Raw genomic sequence first — 16,445 nt, 5'->3', positions numbered from 1 at the left:
CAGTATAAAAAGCTGTTATTTATTTCATTTCAGAAGTTTGAACACCGAATCGGTAGGGGCTTTAAAGGGAAATCCGAACCAATGAAGAATTTAATAAAAGACAACATCTAGGGAGGTTATGAACGGATGGAACATATAACAGAAGGGTTTGTACCGGTCAAAGGCGGCAATGTCTGGTTCCGCATTACAGGGGACGGTCCAGGAATTCCGCTGCTGGTGCTGCACGGCGGTCCAGGCGGAATGAGTTCTGAAATCGATCCGCTGCGGCAGCTCGGCAGCGAACGTCCGGTTATCCAATACGATCAGCTCGGATGCGGCAAATCCGGCCATCCGACTGACACCGATTTATGGACAGTGGACCGTTATGTAGAAGAGCTGGAACATGTGGTCGAAGCATTGGAATTGGAAGAATTTCATTTGCTGGGGCATTCGTGGGGCACGATGCTCGCAGCTTCTTACTTGCTGGACAAGAAGCCGAAGGGTGTCAAGAGCGTTATTTTCTCTGGCCCGGCACTCAGCGCGCCGCGTTGGGAAGCCAATCAGCGGAGTTGCTTAGAGGAATTCCCCGAAGAAGTCCAGGACATTATTGAGAAAAGTGAACGCTTAAAAACAACTCATACTGAAGAATACCAAGATGCGATGATGGCTTATTACAGCAAGCATATGTGCCGCTTGAATCCGTGGCCGAAAGAAATGGTGGCGGAACTGGAAAAGCTCAATACTCAAATCTATAATTTTATGTGGGGCGCGTCCGAGTTTACGGTGACCGGGACGCTGAAGAACTTTGACGTTACTGAAAGGCTTGCTGACATAGATGTGCCCACGCTGTTCACGTGCGGCCGTTTTGACGAAGCAACGCCTGAAGCCACGGAATACTACGCCAGCCTGGTGCCAGGAGCGGAATTTCAAGTCTTTGAAAACTGCTCGCACATGCCAGGGTATGAAGCGCCAGAAATATACAGACACAAAATCCGGGAATTCATCAACCGCCATTCTTGACTAAAAGCCTGTCCACTTTTACTTTGTGGATGGGCTCATTATAATAAAACTGAACATTTTAAATTAATTGACTAAATGAATTAATTTGGATATTATAGAACTTAAGGATTACTTATTATGGAAATAAATGATTTTAATTGCCTAATAAATTAAATCGGAGGTCAAGGATGAAGAAATTTTTTACAGCAATGCTAGCGACAGTGTTATTTTTAGGGGTTGGAACAAGTGCCTTGGCGGAAGAGAATCATGATTATGAAAAAGGGCATCAAATTGTCGAAAAAGCAAATGAGCAAATCGACCGGAAAATCGAACAGGCTGTAAAAAAAGCGGATAAACTGCAAGAAGATTACCTGCTGGAACTGCGCAGAATCGAAGAGGGCAAAGAAGTAATAGAACTTCAGGAAGAACTGAAAGGTGCGCGGGAACAATTGACCCAAGCTGTTAACGAAGGCGAAGATACGAAGAATCATATCGACAAAATCATCCAGCTGGAATCATCGCTGGCGATCCAAGAAAACCGGATCGCTGAAAAAATTACGGCCCTCGAACAAGACATTGCCGAATTCACCGATTCACTGGAATCTGGCCAAACTCGGGACAGCAAACAAGCAGAAGAGAAAATTGAGAAGTTGAAAAAGCAATTGCTTAGCAAAACAGAAAAAGCGGAAGCGAAAACAGAACGGTATCTGCAAGAACTCGACAAAATCATTGAAAAAGTCTATAACGAAACTTGGAGAATATCTGAAAAAGCCATCGCAAAAGCAGCTGATTATGGCATCTTGGCCGAATGCACTTGGCGATTGGTACAATTTGCACATAAGTCCGTGTGGATTGATCCGATACGCATAGTTGGCTATAAATAAATTGTATTTAAATATTCCTGAATTTTTTATAATTATGAAAAAAGAGTTCTCATTAAGAAAGAACTCTTTTTTCATGTTACTGAGGTGAGTGGCTTGGAAGGTTTTAAAATAGGGAAGAAGGGCACTGTACTAGATAGTGTTCAATTAGACATTTCAAATATCAGCCTGCTCTCACGCGGGGATGGCACAGAAATAATGCTCCAATTTCTTGAAAAAGAAAAATTGTTTTATATGTATCCAGCTGATAATCCTGAAGTGATGGAATTCTGTTATATCTTGTCCGGAAAAATAGTTGGAGAAGTTGATGGGCAAAAAATAGAATTCGGCCCTCACGAATACTTTTCTGTCAGTGGAATAAAGGAGCCAGTCCATTTCGAGGTTCTAATAGATACAACTTTTATATGGGTAAGTACAGAGCCTGTATTCATTCACCTCAGCAAGGAAATGTCAGCGCTAATGGATATTGTTAAGCAAGTAGAACTAAAAGATCGTTACACATACAACCACGGAGATCGCGTAGTCAATTATTCAATTAAAATCGCTAAAAAAATGAGGTTGAGCAAAGTAAAGTTAGAAAATCTTAATATTGCCGCCTCCCTTCATGATATAGGGAAAGTGTACATCTCGGAAGAAATACTCAATAAGTCGACCGCCCTGACGACTGAAGAATTCAATATAATAAAAAAACACCCGCTGGATGGTGCTGAAATGTTGAAAGGGACTGTTTATGAAGAGGCTTCTCCTATTTTAGCCCAACATCATGAACGCCTAAACGGGACTGGATATCCATACGGTTTAAAAGGGGAAGAGATTCTTTTAGAAGCCCGCATCATCGCAGTCAGCGATACATTCGATGCCATGGCGGAAGATCGTTCTTATCGGAAAGCCTTTAATGCCCAATTTGCCTTCAAAGAAATTAAAAAGATGACAGATACCCATTATGATAGAAAAGTAGTGGAAGCTTTTGAAGACGTACTAAGAGAAGAAGGCGTGATCCAGTAGCTTCTAGAATTGCTTAGACAGATACGGAAATGGCATATAATTAAATTGATCTAGTTTCAAGAACCGGCAAAGAGCTTTAAAGCTCTTTGCCGGTTCTTTTTTTGTTTTTCAAGTCAAAACAAGATGAACACTCCATAAATTATGCTATTGTAGAAAACAGTTATTTTCTTCGCCCCACGTAATAATTTGAGGAAATAAATAAAAAAAGAACGGGAATGGTTTCCTGGAAGAAAGGATGTTTACATATGGGAGACTTGACCGGTTTTAAACGTGCACGTTTCATCATACTTTTAGGGGCGCTTACATCGCTTATCCCTTTTACTATCGATATGTATTTGCCGGCTTTTCCGGTTTTGGCAAATGTTTTCGACACGACAGCTTCATCAGTACAACTCAGCTTAACTGCGACTTTGCTCGGGCTGGCTATTGGCCAATTATTTGCAGGTGCGCTCAGTGATATGCACGGCCGCCGCAAGCCGTTGATTATTTCTTTGGCAATATACGTCATTGCCTCAGCAGCATGTGTTTTTGCACCGAATATTTTCATCTTTGTCCTTTTGCGTTTTGCACAAGGATTTGCGGCTTCGGCCGGACTCGTTATTTCCCGGGCAATAGTGCGGGATGTCAGCAGTGGTGCAGAGCTGACGCGTTTATTCGCGTTGTTGATGGTCGTGAATAATCTTGTGCCTTTGCTTGCGCCTTCTGTCGGCAGCGGAGTGCTCTTGTTCTCGGATTGGAAAGGCATTTTCATGGCACTTTCATTGCTCGGCCTTATCTTGTTGCTTATTTCAGCGTTCCGCCTGCCTGAAAGTTTGCCAGTGGAAAAACGGATTCCGAGCAATCTTTTGTCAACGTTCAGCAGTTTCTCCACTATCCTAAAAAACCGGCAGTTTACCGGTTATGCACTGGCTCAAGGCTTCTTGATCGGCGGCGTATTCGCTTATGTTTCCGGTACGCCGTTCATTTATCAAAATATCTATGGTGTATCGCCGCAGGTTTTCAGTCTGCTGTTCGGCATGAACGGCATTGGGTTGATTATCGGAAGCTATGCGGTCGGTCGGTTCGCCTATCGGATTTCTGAAAAGCAATTTTTGGAATGGGCATTGTATGCTGCAGTAGTGGCAGGAGCAGTCCTTCTTGCTATGGTAAGTTTCAATGGACCATTATGGGCTGTTGTCATCCCGATTTTCTTTTTCGTCACAGCAATCGGTGTGGTCGGCACAGCTTCGTTTACGCTGGCTATGGAAAGCCAGAGCCAAGCAGCGGGCAGCGCTTCCGCACTGCTCGGCCTGCTGCCATTCATACTCGGAGCAATTACGGCTCCGCTTGTCGGCATTGCCGGGGAAGAAACAGCTGTGCCGATGGGGCTTACCATTTTCACGATGTGCCTGATCGCATTGCTCGCCTATCTTTTCCTTGCAAAAAATGCAGTTCCGCAAAAAACGAATTAATGCATACAATCCATAAAAAGCAAAAAACCATCCCCTAAAGCCATATTCCTTGGCATTGGGGAATGGTTTTTTATTGCCTAAAAGATAGAAACGGCGCGGTATGCAGTGATGTTTGTAATCTTATTTTAAAATAATTTACACAAAACATAAATAGCATTTATGTGGCCTTAACAATAAAAAAGTATGCTGTTCTAGCAACTAACTTATTGGAGGCGGAAAAATGACCAGCAAACCGTTCAAGAAGAAAGTACTTCCATTCATCATCGCATCAGCAGTCGCATTGTCAGGAATCGCCGTTTCAGTTCCTAGCGCTGAAGCTCAGGCACCTGGGAAAAGCCAAGGGAAAGCACATAGCCAAGGGAAAGTGAAAAACGTCATCTTCCTGATCGGTGATGGCATGGGCACTTCTTATACTTCAGCTTACCGCTATATGCAGGACAATGCCGGAACAAAATTCGCTGAAGGCACGGCATTCGATTCCCATCTTGTCGGACAGCAAATGACTTATCCGGAAGATCCGGCACAAAACGTTACGGATTCAGCATCGGCTGCAACTGCGATGTCTGCTGGGATTAAAACATATAACAATGCAATTGCTGTCGATAATGATAAAAGCGAAGTGAAAACGGTTCTTGAAGCCGCGAAAGAAAAAGGCAAAGCAACAGGCCTCGTGGCGACATCTGAAATTACGCACGCAACTCCAGCATCATTCGGCGCACATGACGTGGCACGCAAAAATATGAACGCCATCGCGGATGATTATTATGATGAGATGATTAACGGCAAGCATAAAGTGGATGTACTTCTCGGGGGCGGAACGGATTTATTTGATCGCCAAGATCGTAACCTTACGGAAGAGTTTGAGAAAGACGGCTATAGCTATGTAACTGACCGGGAAGCGCTATTGGCCAATGATGACGAGCAAGTTCTCGGTTTATTCGCTCCGGCGGGATTGCCGAAAATGATTGACCGTGAAGAGTCAGTGCCGTCGCTTGAAGAAATGACAACATCGGCAATCGACAGGCTGGAAAAAGATAAAGACGGCTTTTTCCTGATGGTCGAAGGAAGCCAAGTAGATTGGGCTGGACATGACAATGACATCGTCGGTGCTATGAGCGAGATGCAGGACTTTGAAAAAGCGTTCGCAGCGGCAATCGAATTTGCGAAGAAAGACAAGAATACATTGGTCATCACAACAGCTGACCATTCAACAGGCGGATTCTCAATCGGCTCTGACGGCATCTACAACTGGTTTGGCGAGCCAATCAAAGCTGCTAAACGTACGCCTGACTTTATGGCACAGCAGATTGTGGACGGCGCTGGTGTAGAAGAGACTTTGAGCGAGTTTATCGATTTGGAGCTGACTGACGCAGAAATCGGAGCGGTCAAAAAAGCTGCAGAAACGAAAAACCTGACACAAATCGATAACGCGATTGAAGAAATCTTCAACGAGCGCACGCATACTGGCTGGACAACCGGCGGACATACGGGTGAAGATGTTCCGGTTTACGCGTTCGGGCCTTCGAGCGAGAAGTTTGCCGGCAATATTGAAAATACCGACATGGCCAAGGGTATATTCGACTTGCTGAAAGCGAAAGTCGAAATCAACGACAAATAAATTTGGAAAACTGAAAAGCATCCCTCTGCCAATCGAGGCCGAGGGGCTTTTTACAAGGAGGAGCCGCTATGAAAAAGCAAGCCATCTACCTCGTTCTGGCATCGGCGATTTTGCTGTCAGGATGCTCGGATAAACAAGAAAGCCAAGTTGCTGAAGCTGCAGAACCAAGCAGTGAAGCTCCGGCCTATTACAAAGACTATGTGCAAAATCCGCAAGTGACGGCGGACCAGAGCCTGTTGAAAGCCGGGCAGAGCATCCGGGATGATAAAGGCGAAATCGTGCTGAACGCTGCCAGCCAGGAATCCGGCACACAAGAGATTGGCGGCATCAATCTGACGATTCAAGAAGCCAAGCTCTTCCATTATAAACCGTCTTATGGCTTGATCGACTTCTACCATTCCTATACGCATGACACGGATTTCCATGTGGTGAAATTCTTCGTGGAAATTAAAAACACGACAGAAGAGCCGTTGAATTTCGCTCCGGTCGCGCTGCTGGAAACAAATGCAGGCGAAACGAAATTATGGGAAGACGATATTTACCTTGAAGAACTGAACGGCGAAATCGCCCCGGGGGAAACCAAAAAAGGCAGCATCGGCTTTATCGTTGAAAACCCGGATATCGACGCTGTCAGCATCACTACCAGTGATTTGTTCGATGGAAATGAAAAGAAAATCCAAGCTGCCAAAAAAATTGATATCGCTTTTTGATTCTCAAGCCCCTTCATGGAGGGGCTTTTTTTTATTGGCAACACGTGCAGAAATCAGTAGTGTCCTATGTTTAGTTTACGGAATCATCAGTTTATATTTTGCCATTGTTTTTCCGATGCTTTAGGATACATAGTATAAGCAATTCGATAAGCATGGATTAAACCTGGAGGTGAATAGGATGGACAAATCATCTTTGGACGGCTGGGCATCCGAGCTCCGCAGCGGCGTCTTGGCGCTCGCAGTCCTGAGCCAATTAAAGACACCGCAATACGGCTCTGCCCTAGTGAAGTTATTGGAGCAGCGTGGGCTGTTATTGGATCCCAGCACCTTGCCGCCATTGCTGCGGCGTCTTGAAAAGCAGAAGCTGCTGACAGGAAGCTGGGATCAGACAGGAAACAGGCCGCGCAAGTATTACGCATTGAGTGAAGCAGGGATGGAAGCATTCACACAATTGAACAGTGATTGGCAGAACGTTACGCAAGAACTTCAACTTCTCATCGAAGGAGATGGCAGCCATGGCATTGATTGACCGTTATATTAGCGAAGTAACGCGAAGGCTGCTCATTCACTCCCACCTTATTACCGAATAACATTTTTGCAGGAATTCGATTGTTTTTCTTGAACGAAAATAAAGAGTTATGAATTAAAATATCTTTAATTAAAGGGATAAAGCCGCGTCATGGGGGCATTTATGCCTTCTTTTTTATTTTTTAAGAGGGAAAAAAAGGGTCAAATTGATTAAAATTGAAAGAAAATATTATTTTTTCAAAATATTATATTTTATTCATGTTATCATAATCATATCTTAAAACACACAACAGGAGGACACAGCATATGGTAACTTTCTTTGGCGCACTTTTGTTTCTTATTCTCGGTTACGTATTTTATTCGAAATTCATCGAAAAGGTTTTTGTGGTGGATGACAATACACCAACACCCGCATATACCAAAAGGGACAATCTGGATTTCATCCCGATGAGCTGGTGGAAAGGAAACTTGATCCAGCTTCTAAACATCGCCGGGCTCGGGCCGATCTACGGAGCGGTCGCCGGGGCTTTATACGGGCCGGTTGCGTTTATCTGGATCGTTGTCGGCTCGATTTTTGCAGGAGCTGTACATGATTATTTCTCAGGCATGATGTCGATGCGCCACGGCGGCGCTCAATTCCCAACACTTGTCGGCCGTTATCTCGGCAAGCACATGAAAATCTTCATCAACGGCTTGTCGCTAGTGCTGATGCTGCTGGTGGCAGCTGCATTCACAGCAGGTCCGGCCCAGCTGATTTCCCAAATTTCACCGATCAGCTTTACGGTAGCGTTGGGGCTCATTTTCTTCTACTTCATCCTTGCGACCATCTTGCCGATCAACCGCATCATTGGCCGCATTTATCCACTTCTCGGCGGCATCTTGCTATTCATGGCAATCGCCGTGGCGGTTGCGCTGGTTTTCTCGGGCAAGCCGATGCCAAACCTGACATTCTCTAATCTGCATCCCGGCGAACTGCCAATTTGGCCGCTTCTGATGGTCACCATTTCCTGCGGTGCCATTTCCGGTTTCCACTGCACACAAAGCCCGATCATTGCCTGCACAATGAAGAAAGAAACCGATGGCCGCAAAATCTTCTACGGAGCGATGATCATTGAAGGCGTGATCGCCTTGATTTGGGCAGCTGCCGGAATGACATTCTTCAGCGGTACAGAAGGATTGGCAGCGGCGCTTGCTGCAGGCGGACCTTCTGGCGTAGTCAACGAAATCTCCATCTCGCTTCTTGGCACAATGGGCGGCATCCTGGCAATTTTTGGCGTCATCATCCTGCCAATCACAACAGGCGACACAGCATTACGTTCATCCCGCATGATTCTCACTGACATCCTGTCTAAATTCACGGACATGGAAGGCAAGTGGAAAATATTATTGGTGACAGTCCCCTTGGCGATTCCGACATTCTATATGGCGACAATCGATTATACATTCCTATGGAGATATGTCGGCTGGACCAACCAAGTCGTAGCGACCGTTATGCTGTGGACAGCGACGGTCTATCTACTAAGCAATTTCAAATTCCATTGGATCACCGGTATCCCGGCAAGCTTCATGACAGGCGTCGTAGCGACATACATCTTTTACGCGCCGGAAGGGCTGAATATGGATTACCAGCTTTCCATGATTATCGGCGCATGCATCACATTGGTAGTTCTTCTATGGTATGCAGCGCAAATCATCAAATACAAATCACTGAAAGCCGCTGACGCGGAACCTAACACTGCATGATTTTCTAAAAACCTCGGATTCCATTGAATCCGGGGCTTTTTTTATAGAGTGGTTCAGATATTGCGCTATTGAATCTAAATCGCAGAGTGAGACTTATAGTTAGTGCCGGTTGAATTTCAAACAGTTCATGTTAATGGTTAGCTTGTACTTGTTAAATCTTTCGCAAGTCATGTCAACTGGCCGCTTCGTCATGTTAAGACTGATTTACTCCTTGTTAACGAAAAGGCCTATTTCCCGGAATTACAGATTAATTCCTCTCACGCTGGCCAAGAAGAATATACGCAACTTATGCTTATTTGTAAAGATATTGTATAAATAATCAAAATATATTGACTAAAAATACATATTAACGCATAATAATGCTATTATTGATTTTCGGATGAGACGGAGACTTATGAAGGACAGGGGGTGACAGTTTGTGAAAAAGAAGAGGATTGTCGTGAAAATAGGCAGCAGTTCATTGACCAATACTCATGGTGGGCTTTGCATTGAAAAGCTCCAGGAGCATGGCCATGCTTTGGCGCGGCTGAAAGCGCAGGGGCATGAAGTGATTTTGGTATCTTCTGGGGCAGTCGCTGCCGGTTTCACCGATTTGGGCTACTCGGCGCGGCCGGTCAGCATTGTCGGTAAACAAGCTGCCGCTGCAATCGGCCAAGGGCAGCTGCTCCACGCCTATTCAGAGGAATTCAAAAAGCACGGCATCGTCACGGCCCAACTATTGCTGACGCGCCAAAATCTCCTGGCAAAAGACCTTTATCATAACGCCGGTGCTACGCTGGCGGAGTTATTGAAGCGCAATATTCTGCCGATCATCAATGAAAACGACTCGGTGTCAGTTGAAGGACTGACGTTCGGTGACAACGACATGTTGTCGGCGTTGGTCAGCGGATTGGTGCAGGCACAGATGTTGATCATTCTAACAGACATCAATGGCATATACAGCGACAATCCGCGCAACAACCCCGATGCGGAACGCTATGGCTTCCTATCGGAAATACCGGACCAGCTCATTGAAGAAACATCAAGCGAAGGATCGATTGTCGGTACTGGTGGCATGAAATCGAAAGTGGAAGCAGCCCAGACTGCACTCGCGCTGGGCACACATATTTTCATTGGCGCAGGAAGCGGGCCGGACAAGCTGCTCGACATTGTTGACGGCACTGGCGATGGGACGTATATAGGCGATGAGCCGCAGGCAACAGTGAAAAATTCAAAACAATGGCTGGCGCTGCATTCGGTAGCGCATGGCAAGATCGAAGTGGATCACGGCGCGGCACTGGCAATCTCGCAGCAAGGCAGGAGTTTATTGCCAGTGGGCATTACGGAAATCTTCGGACGCTTTACAGCTGAAGAGGTCGTGGAAGTCGTCGATCCTGCGGGGGAAGTCATCGGCCGAGGGCAAGTGAACTTTTCTTCTGAGGAATTGCAGGAAATCAAAGGGCTGTGCAGCAAAGCGGCCCGGGTCATTACAAAGACCGGAAAACGGCAGGTGGTCATCCACCGAAGCCAGTGGTTCAGCCACGCAGGAAAGGGGATCTGATAGATGAGTGGAGTTTTTGAAACGGTTCAAAAGGATAGCCTGATTGAAAAAGGCCGAAAAGCGAAAGCTGCGGCAGCGATTATGGCGCAAATGACAACGGCGCAAAAAAATGAAGCGTTGGAGCGGATTTCGGCGCAATTGCTGGAAGAACAGAAATTCATCTTAGAGGAGAACGAAAAGGACGTAGAAGCGGGGCGGAAAGCGGGAATGAGCGAATCGCTCATCGACCGTTTGAAGCTGGATGAAGGCAGACTGGCGGAAATTGCTTCGGCACTGGTCCAAGTAGCAGAGCTTGAGGATCCGGTCGGCGAAGTGCTCGAGCAATGGGAGCGCCCGAATGGCCTGCAGATGGAAAAAATCCGTGTGCCGCTCGGCGTTGTCGGCATGATTTACGAAGCGCGCCCGAACGTCACGGTCGATGCTTCCAGCTTGTGCTTGAAAACAGGCAACGCGGTCGTGCTGCGCGGCAGTTCGACAGCCATCCATTCCAATAAAGCGCTTGTCAAAGTAATCCACCATGCGCTCCAAAAAAGCCCGCTGCCAGTCGATGCCGTTCAATTGATCGAAGACACCAGCAGAGAGACGGCGGCGCAGATGTTCAAGCTAAACGATTATTTGGACGTGCTGATTCCGAGAGGCGGAGCCAAGCTGATCCAGACCGTCGTCGCGAACGCCACCGTGCCGGTGCTTGAAACGGGCGCAGGCAATTGCCACGTCTATATTGATGAGACGGCGAATGTCGACATGGCGCTTGGGATTGCGCTCAATGCGAAAGTCCAGCGCCCGTCCGTGTGCAATTCCTGCGAAACGGTTCTGGTCCACCAAGCCTGGGCAGATAAGCATCTTGGGCAACTGATAGAAGCGTTCCAGCAGCAAGGCGTGGAAATCCACGGAGACGAAGCGGCCCGGCAATGGGACGGTGTATGCGCTGCGACCGAAAGTGATTGGGCGACGGAATACCTGGGGCTCGAAGTAGCACTGAAAGTTGTCGACACAACCGGGCAGGCAATCGACCACATCAACACTTATGGCACCAAGCATTCAGAGGCCATTATCTCGGAGACAAATGAAAGCATTTTGGAATTCTTCAATCGAGTGGACGCGGCTGCTGTCTACCACAATGCGTCGACCCGTTTTACGGACGGCTTTGAATTCGGATTCGGAGCAGAAATAGGCATCAGCACGCAAAAACTGCATGCACGCGGCCCAATGGGCTTGCCGGCGTTGACTTCGACAAAATACCTGATCCGCGGCAACGGCCAAATTAAATAAAACAAAAAAAACCGAAAGCATCCGCTTTCGGTTTAATACTGGATTTTTGTTTTATTGTGCTTCCACATCATATAGCGGTAGCGGATAGTGCAGCCGATGCAATAGCCCATCAGCGCCACTCCTGAAGCGATCAGCACCATGATGCTGAACACGTAGCCAGCCGTTGTTGCACCGAGCGCAAACAAGAGCAGGGACAACCCGAGACAGATTGTGGCAATCCATTGATTGAAAATCTGCTGGTCGCGATCTTCCTGGACATACTGGTTCGCAGGTTTTTTCAGAAATCGTTTATTGAACTGGATGACAGGATTCTTCTTGGTGATTAATGTATAAACGCCGACTAAGAATGGCAGCAATAAAATCGCTTTATGGAAAATAAGGGCAAGGATGACAGTGAGGACGATAAATGCTTGGTTGGATTGCACAAGCGGTTTTGGAATAGACATACAGAAGCCTCCTTTGATTATTGATTATTATACCAAGTTGTTTAGTAGGTTTAAAGAGTAATGCCTCAGTTTCGAAACTTTTTTGATTATTAAAATCAAATTATATAAGTTGAATTAAAGAAGTATCATATTAAAAATCGCTCCGGTCGCTTTGGGCATGGCTCTCGCTAGGAGACGAGAAGAACACTCGTCTCCTAGCTTCGCCTAGCCCCTTGACGCGCCTCCGCTAAGATATCTCTTGATATGGAGCAAAACACGGAGACGCCCGCGACAAGCGTAGCTGTTTTGCGGAATATCGATTATAAATATTCTCTTGTTCAACTTTTATGGGTTATGGATAGGACGGAATAAGTTAAGGAAAGAAGCACAATAAAAAAGAACCGGCGCAATTGCCGGTTCTTTTTTATTAAGATTGTACGCCTTCTTCTTGGTAAACAGGAACCCAGCCTTCAGTAGTGACGAAGATGCGTACTGCGACAACTTTGCGGTCGTCGGCCAATGTGAAGTAATGCGTGATGTTTTCAGGGACAGAGATTAAGTCGCCAGGCGTCAAATGGACTTCAAAAAAGCGCTCATCTTTGCCTTGGATGATAAAGACGCCGTGGCCGCTGACGATATAGCGGACTTCATCGTCTGTGTGGATGTGCTTGCGCTGGAAGTTTTTCAATAGCTCGTCCAGCTTCGGATTGGAATCGGAAAGAGAGATGATGTCCGATGCCTGGTAGCCGCGGCGCTCGGAGATGTCATCGATTTCGGTTTTGAATGCCGTTAAGATTTCTTCTTTTTCAGCGTCGCTGAGGTCGAACTTCTCACGCAAATGCTCCGGCAATTTTTCAATGTCCCAATGTTCGTAGACGACTTCCTGCTGCTCTAGAAATGCTGCTACTTCATTCTGCGCTTCGATTGTTTCGTTTGTGCCTTGGATTTTGATGATTGCCATGTTAATCTTCCTCTCTTAATGGGATTGTATTTGATATAAAGCGAGCTGGTATTGAAACAAGAACTCGCTTGCTTCCAATAGTTTCTTAGCTTCAAATGGATTTTTGCCCCACACCGTGATGCCGTGGTTGCGGATCAACACTGCACCGCTGTCAGCAGAAAGGTGTTTTTCAAACTCTTCCGTTAGGTCGGGGATGTGGGCATGGTTTGGAATGATGGGAATCGTCAGTACGGCGTCTTCTTCCCATAGCCCGAATGCTTTGATGAGCTCCAGACCTTGAAAGTCGATTTTGCCCCGGTCGCCGTAGATTTCAGAAATAACGTTATTGGCAACCGTATGGATGTGAAGGCTGCAGCCCGCACTGGTTTTGGCATAGACTGCGCAATGCAGCAACGTTTCAGCTGAAGGCTTCAGCGGCGTTTCTTCCACTGCTTTGCCTTCCGCATCCACCAGTAAAAAATCCTCCGATGTGCGTTTGCGTTTGTCTTTGCCGCTCGCGGTGACGAGAAATTCCAGCGGCGCGTCCTGAACTTTAATTGCCAGGTTTCCGCTCGTTCCCATGAACCAATCGCGCAATGCCAATTCGTCTTTGATGTCTGCGAGTTCCTGCCATCTTTCTTGGAATGCGGTCATGACTTCACCCCCAGTTTTTCATCGATGATCGACATGACGTCATAGAAGTTTTCAAATGGCTTGTACGGCAAGCCAATCTCTTCGCATTTCCCAATAAGATAGTCGCGCGCGATGACGAAATCCGCTTGCTTCGCGGCTTCTAAATCACTGATGGAATCGCCGATGACGATGCTTTGTGCGCCGTCCTCGAGCAATTGGCGAATGATCGAGGGCTTGCAGCAGCCGCAGCCTTGGCTCGGGCATTGTTCGTCGCAGCCATGCGGAAATTCAAGGCGGATCGACTCGCCCGAGAAATCCGCTTCGTTGCAATAAACGCCGGCAAAAGGGCCAAACGGTTTAATGAGCGGATGGACAAAAAAGTCAATGCCGCCGCTGACAACATAAAGAGGAATCTCGCGTTCGCGCGTATAAGCGACGAAATCGGCGAAACCTTCACGGATTTGCGCCTGTTCCAAGACAAACTTGATAACTTCATCTTTTTTTGCTGCAGGCAGCAGCGAGAACATTTGCGCAACGCCGTCGCGGATGGATATTTCCTGAGACAGGATTTGGTCTTTTATCGGATTCCATCCCGGCGGCTCAAAATGCTGGAGGATGGCGATGATGTTGTCTGAATTGGTGATGGTGCCGTCAAAATCACAGAAGATGACCGTTTTATTCATGGTTGTTACCCCCATATATCCAAAGCTGTTTTTAATTCATGATGTTGTTTTGAGGCTTCGGCAAGCGATTGTCCAGTAAGTACGGCGTCAATTGCCTGGCGGAATGCTTTGCCGCCGCCTGCCGCGCCGTCCGGATGGCCGTGGACGCCGCCGCCTGCGTTAATGATGCTGTCAGTGCCGAAATCTTCGAACAGCTGCGGCACAAGGCCGGGATGAATGCCAGCTGAAGGCACCGGGAAAGAGCGTTTCAACGCGCTTGCTTTCACCAGCTCTTCGCCAAGCGCCAAGGCTTGGCTCTTTTCAAGTGCAACACTTCCGTAAGGGGAGGGGAATAACGAGAAATCCGCTCCGGCGATGCGCGTCAATTTGCCGAGTGCCAGCGCTGTCGACAACCCATAAGTCGGAGAAGAAGTGAACGCGCCGCTGAATGCCGGATGAGCCATCAGCGGAAGCCGGATGTCAGTGTCTTCCGCCAATTCCTGCAGAACGTCGAGCCCATAGGCATGGACATTGAACAGCAACGCGTCAGCTCCAAGTTCCACCGCTTTTTTCGCCTTGTCTCTAAGAGTGGATGTGCGCCCCGAAAGGTTTACGGCATACAAAGTGCGGTGGCCGGTTTCTTCGAATACGCTCTGCAGCACTTCTTTACCGGCTGTAATGCGATGCTCAAATGGCGTTAACGGATTGTCAAAAAGAATTTCATCGTCTTTTACAAGATCGACGCCGCCAAGTGCCTGTTGCCGGAGCTGGGCTTTCAAAAACTCCAAGTCCCGGCCGATCACGCCTTTGAAAATACTCATCACAAGCGGGCGGTCTTGGACGCCGATCAAACCGCGGACGCCTTCGATGCCGAACTGCGGCCCGGGGAAATGCCCAAGCAGTTCATCGTCAAACTCCAAATCGAGCAGCTTCACTTCGCCGTCGAGCGACAGCTTTCCAAACACCGTCGTCAAGATGGCAGGCAAATCCGGCGAGAAATTCGCACTCGGATAAGAGATTTTTGCTTCCGCACGAATCAGTCCAGGGTTCAAGGGATGCGGTGCATCTTCAAACTCGGTGACCGAGACCACCTCGCCTTTATGCTGTTTTAATTGCTCCTGCTCAAGCAACGGCAAATCGGTCCACGAGCCGATCGTCAAGCCAAGCGCGATGCCTTCCGCCTTTTTCTCGAAAGAGCCGGGTTTTCCGTAAAGCTGGTAAGTAGCTGTCAATCTGCTCAAATTATCCACACTCCGTTTACATTGATTGAAAACATAAAAAAACCTCTTCAAACAAGAAGAGGTTAATGGGCTTAACAACTTCTTATTTCTCAGCCTGTCAAACGGGCTGCAAGAATTAGCACCGTGTCCATTGCTGGACCGGTTGCCGGGTGTCATAGGGCTTGTCCCTCCACCTGCTCTGAATAAGAATGCGTATTCAATTGGTTTCGATATACAAAGTAATTCTGATTATTCCACGATTAAAACTTTCTGTCAATAATTATCTGTAAATTGCGGTTGAAGAGTGCTGGATTCGGCTAGTGCCAGTTAAATTTCAAATAGTTCATGTTAACGCTTCGCCAGTGCATGTTAATTTTCATGCAAGTCATGTTAACTAATTTTATCGTTATGTTAAAGCCGATTTAGTGCTGGTTAACGAAAAATCATTTCTCTGAAACGACTGCAAACTTCGCTTCTGGTTTTACAGTATAAAGAAATGATTTTAAATTTAATAAAGGGAAATGAAAAGGAATATTGAAAAAAGTTATTGACACTCAATTCTGAACCATGATAGGATTCTTTTCAAACAGCATACACATACGCATCAAAAACTCTTATCAAGAGCAGGCAGAGGGAAATTGGCCCTATGACGCCCAGCAACCGACCGTAATACCTTCGTGAGAAGGGGCGCTTCAGCGCCGGGATGAAAATCCCGCAAGGCACGGTGCTAATTCCATCAGAAATGTACATTTCTGAAAGATAAGAGGCATGGAATCTATATTTCTGAGCCTCTTTCTTTTGGGAAAGAGGCTTTTTATTTTGCATTCGAAAGGTAGATG

Annotated in this window: 15 protein-coding genes and 2 riboswitches; of the genes, 10 read left to right on the top strand and 5 right to left on the bottom strand. The window is 46.8% G+C overall.

The window, feature by feature from the left end:
• Positions 1-126: 126 nt before the first annotated feature.
• The 10 genes from AC4EHJ_RS10465 to AC4EHJ_RS10420 all read left to right on the top strand — a co-directional run bounded on the left by AC4EHJ_RS10465 (position 127) and on the right by AC4EHJ_RS10420 (position 11,726).
• On the top strand, positions 127-999 hold the full coding sequence (locus AC4EHJ_RS10465) for a proline iminopeptidase-family hydrolase (RefSeq protein ID WP_490975503.1): 873 nt from the start codon (positions 127-129) through the stop codon (positions 997-999).
• Positions 1,000-1,166: 167 nt separating this feature from the next.
• A complete protein-coding gene (locus AC4EHJ_RS10460; protein ID WP_490975502.1) occupies positions 1,167-1,862 on the top strand; it encodes a hypothetical protein in 696 nt (231 codons plus the stop codon).
• A 93-nt stretch (positions 1,863-1,955) separates the two neighbouring features.
• Positions 1,956-2,864: an HD-GYP domain-containing protein gene (locus AC4EHJ_RS10455; protein ID WP_490975501.1), complete on the top strand. Its 909-nt coding sequence runs from the start codon at positions 1,956-1,958 to the stop codon at positions 2,862-2,864.
• Positions 2,865-3,109: 245 nt separating this feature from the next.
• Positions 3,110-4,315 carry a multidrug effflux MFS transporter gene (locus AC4EHJ_RS10450; protein ID WP_490975500.1) on the top strand — a complete coding sequence of 402 codons (1,206 nt, stop codon included), beginning with the start codon at positions 3,110-3,112 and terminating at the stop codon, positions 4,313-4,315.
• A gap of 220 nt (positions 4,316-4,535) precedes the next feature.
• Positions 4,536-5,933 (top strand): alkaline phosphatase, encoded by a 1,398-nt coding sequence (locus AC4EHJ_RS10445; protein WP_490975499.1) that lies wholly within the window; start codon positions 4,536-4,538, stop codon positions 5,931-5,933.
• 68 nt (positions 5,934-6,001) lie between these two features.
• Positions 6,002-6,643: a hypothetical protein gene (locus tag AC4EHJ_RS10440; protein ID WP_490975498.1), complete on the top strand. Its 642-nt coding sequence runs from the start codon at positions 6,002-6,004 to the stop codon at positions 6,641-6,643.
• Positions 6,644-6,821: 178 nt separating this feature from the next.
• Positions 6,822-7,172 carry a PadR family transcriptional regulator gene (locus AC4EHJ_RS10435; protein ID WP_490975497.1) on the top strand — a complete coding sequence of 117 codons (351 nt, stop codon included), beginning with the start codon at positions 6,822-6,824 and terminating at the stop codon, positions 7,170-7,172.
• Positions 7,173-7,477: 305 nt separating this feature from the next.
• The gene (locus AC4EHJ_RS10430) at positions 7,478-8,914 is read left to right on the top strand and encodes a carbon starvation CstA family protein (protein WP_490975496.1); all 1,437 of its coding nucleotides are present in this window, start codon (positions 7,478-7,480) and stop codon (positions 8,912-8,914) included.
• A 418-nt stretch (positions 8,915-9,332) separates the two neighbouring features.
• Positions 9,333-10,454, top strand: a complete 1,122-nt coding sequence (gene proB / locus AC4EHJ_RS10425; RefSeq protein ID WP_490975495.1) for a glutamate 5-kinase — start codon at positions 9,333-9,335, stop codon at positions 10,452-10,454.
• Between the two features lie 3 nt (positions 10,455-10,457).
• A complete protein-coding gene (locus AC4EHJ_RS10420) occupies positions 10,458-11,726 on the top strand; it encodes a glutamate-5-semialdehyde dehydrogenase (RefSeq protein ID WP_490975494.1) in 1,269 nt (422 codons plus the stop codon).
• A 32-nt stretch (positions 11,727-11,758) separates the two neighbouring features.
• Here the strand turns inward: AC4EHJ_RS10420 and AC4EHJ_RS10415 are convergent, their stop codons facing one another.
• The 5 genes from AC4EHJ_RS10415 to AC4EHJ_RS10395 all read right to left on the bottom strand — a co-directional run bounded on the left by AC4EHJ_RS10415 (position 11,759) and on the right by AC4EHJ_RS10395 (position 15,627).
• A complete protein-coding gene (locus tag AC4EHJ_RS10415; protein WP_490975493.1) occupies positions 11,759-12,172 on the bottom strand; it encodes a DUF4395 domain-containing protein in 414 nt (137 codons plus the stop codon).
• A 406-nt stretch (positions 12,173-12,578) separates the two neighbouring features.
• Complete coding sequence (locus tag AC4EHJ_RS10410; protein WP_490975492.1) at positions 12,579-13,112, bottom strand: 1,2-dihydroxy-3-keto-5-methylthiopentene dioxygenase; 534 nt, start codon at positions 13,110-13,112, stop codon at positions 12,579-12,581.
• A 15-nt stretch (positions 13,113-13,127) separates the two neighbouring features.
• On the bottom strand, positions 13,128-13,745 hold the full coding sequence (locus tag AC4EHJ_RS10405; protein WP_490975491.1) for a methylthioribulose 1-phosphate dehydratase: 618 nt from the start codon (positions 13,743-13,745) through the stop codon (positions 13,128-13,130).
• The gene (locus tag AC4EHJ_RS10400; RefSeq protein ID WP_490975490.1) at positions 13,742-14,407 is read right to left on the bottom strand and encodes a 2-hydroxy-3-keto-5-methylthiopentenyl-1-phosphate phosphatase; all 666 of its coding nucleotides are present in this window, start codon (positions 14,405-14,407) and stop codon (positions 13,742-13,744) included. Before AC4EHJ_RS10400 ends, AC4EHJ_RS10405 begins: the two co-directional genes overlap by 4 nt.
• Positions 14,408-14,412: 5 nt before the next feature.
• Complete coding sequence (locus tag AC4EHJ_RS10395; RefSeq protein ID WP_490975489.1) at positions 14,413-15,627, bottom strand: 2,3-diketo-5-methylthiopentyl-1-phosphate enolase; 1,215 nt, start codon at positions 15,625-15,627, stop codon at positions 14,413-14,415.
• Positions 15,628-15,706: 79 nt separating this feature from the next.
• Positions 15,707-15,816: riboswitch (SAM riboswitch) on the bottom strand.
• Between the two features lie 401 nt (positions 15,817-16,217).
• Positions 16,218-16,372: riboswitch (SAM riboswitch) on the top strand.
• Positions 16,373-16,445: the final 73 nt, after the last annotated feature.

It is taken from the genome of Planococcus sp. TJ-301 (genome assembly GCF_058268475.1).
Note: the sequence above shows the minus strand (reverse complement) of the source record. Positions and strands in the feature narration are given on the sequence as shown.

Bases quoted from the DNA above. Each gene is read 5' to 3' on its own strand.
- AC4EHJ_RS10405 (WP_490975491.1), bottom strand. From the start codon at position 13,745: ATGACCGCATTCCAAGAAAGATGGCAGGAACTCGCAGACATCAAAGAC.
- AC4EHJ_RS10415 (WP_490975493.1), bottom strand. From the start codon at position 12,172: ATGTCTATTCCAAAACCGCTTGTGCAATCCAACCAAGCATTTATCGTC.
- AC4EHJ_RS10410 (WP_490975492.1), bottom strand. From the start codon at position 13,112: ATGGCAATCATCAAAATCCAAGGCACAAACGAAACAATCGAAGCGCAG.
- AC4EHJ_RS10440 (WP_490975498.1), top strand. From the start codon at position 6,002: ATGAAAAAGCAAGCCATCTACCTCGTTCTGGCATCGGCGATTTTGCTG.
- AC4EHJ_RS10445 (WP_490975499.1), top strand. From the start codon at position 4,536: ATGACCAGCAAACCGTTCAAGAAGAAAGTACTTCCATTCATCATCGCA.
- AC4EHJ_RS10430 (WP_490975496.1), top strand. From the start codon at position 7,478: ATGGTAACTTTCTTTGGCGCACTTTTGTTTCTTATTCTCGGTTACGTA.
- AC4EHJ_RS10420 (WP_490975494.1), top strand. From the start codon at position 10,458: ATGAGTGGAGTTTTTGAAACGGTTCAAAAGGATAGCCTGATTGAAAAA.
- AC4EHJ_RS10435 (WP_490975497.1), top strand. From the start codon at position 6,822: ATGGACAAATCATCTTTGGACGGCTGGGCATCCGAGCTCCGCAGCGGC.
- AC4EHJ_RS10450 (WP_490975500.1), top strand. From the start codon at position 3,110: ATGGGAGACTTGACCGGTTTTAAACGTGCACGTTTCATCATACTTTTA.
- AC4EHJ_RS10400 (WP_490975490.1), bottom strand. From the start codon at position 14,407: ATGAATAAAACGGTCATCTTCTGTGATTTTGACGGCACCATCACCAAT.
- AC4EHJ_RS10465 (WP_490975503.1), top strand. From the start codon at position 127: ATGGAACATATAACAGAAGGGTTTGTACCGGTCAAAGGCGGCAATGTC.
- AC4EHJ_RS10460 (WP_490975502.1), top strand. From the start codon at position 1,167: ATGAAGAAATTTTTTACAGCAATGCTAGCGACAGTGTTATTTTTAGGG.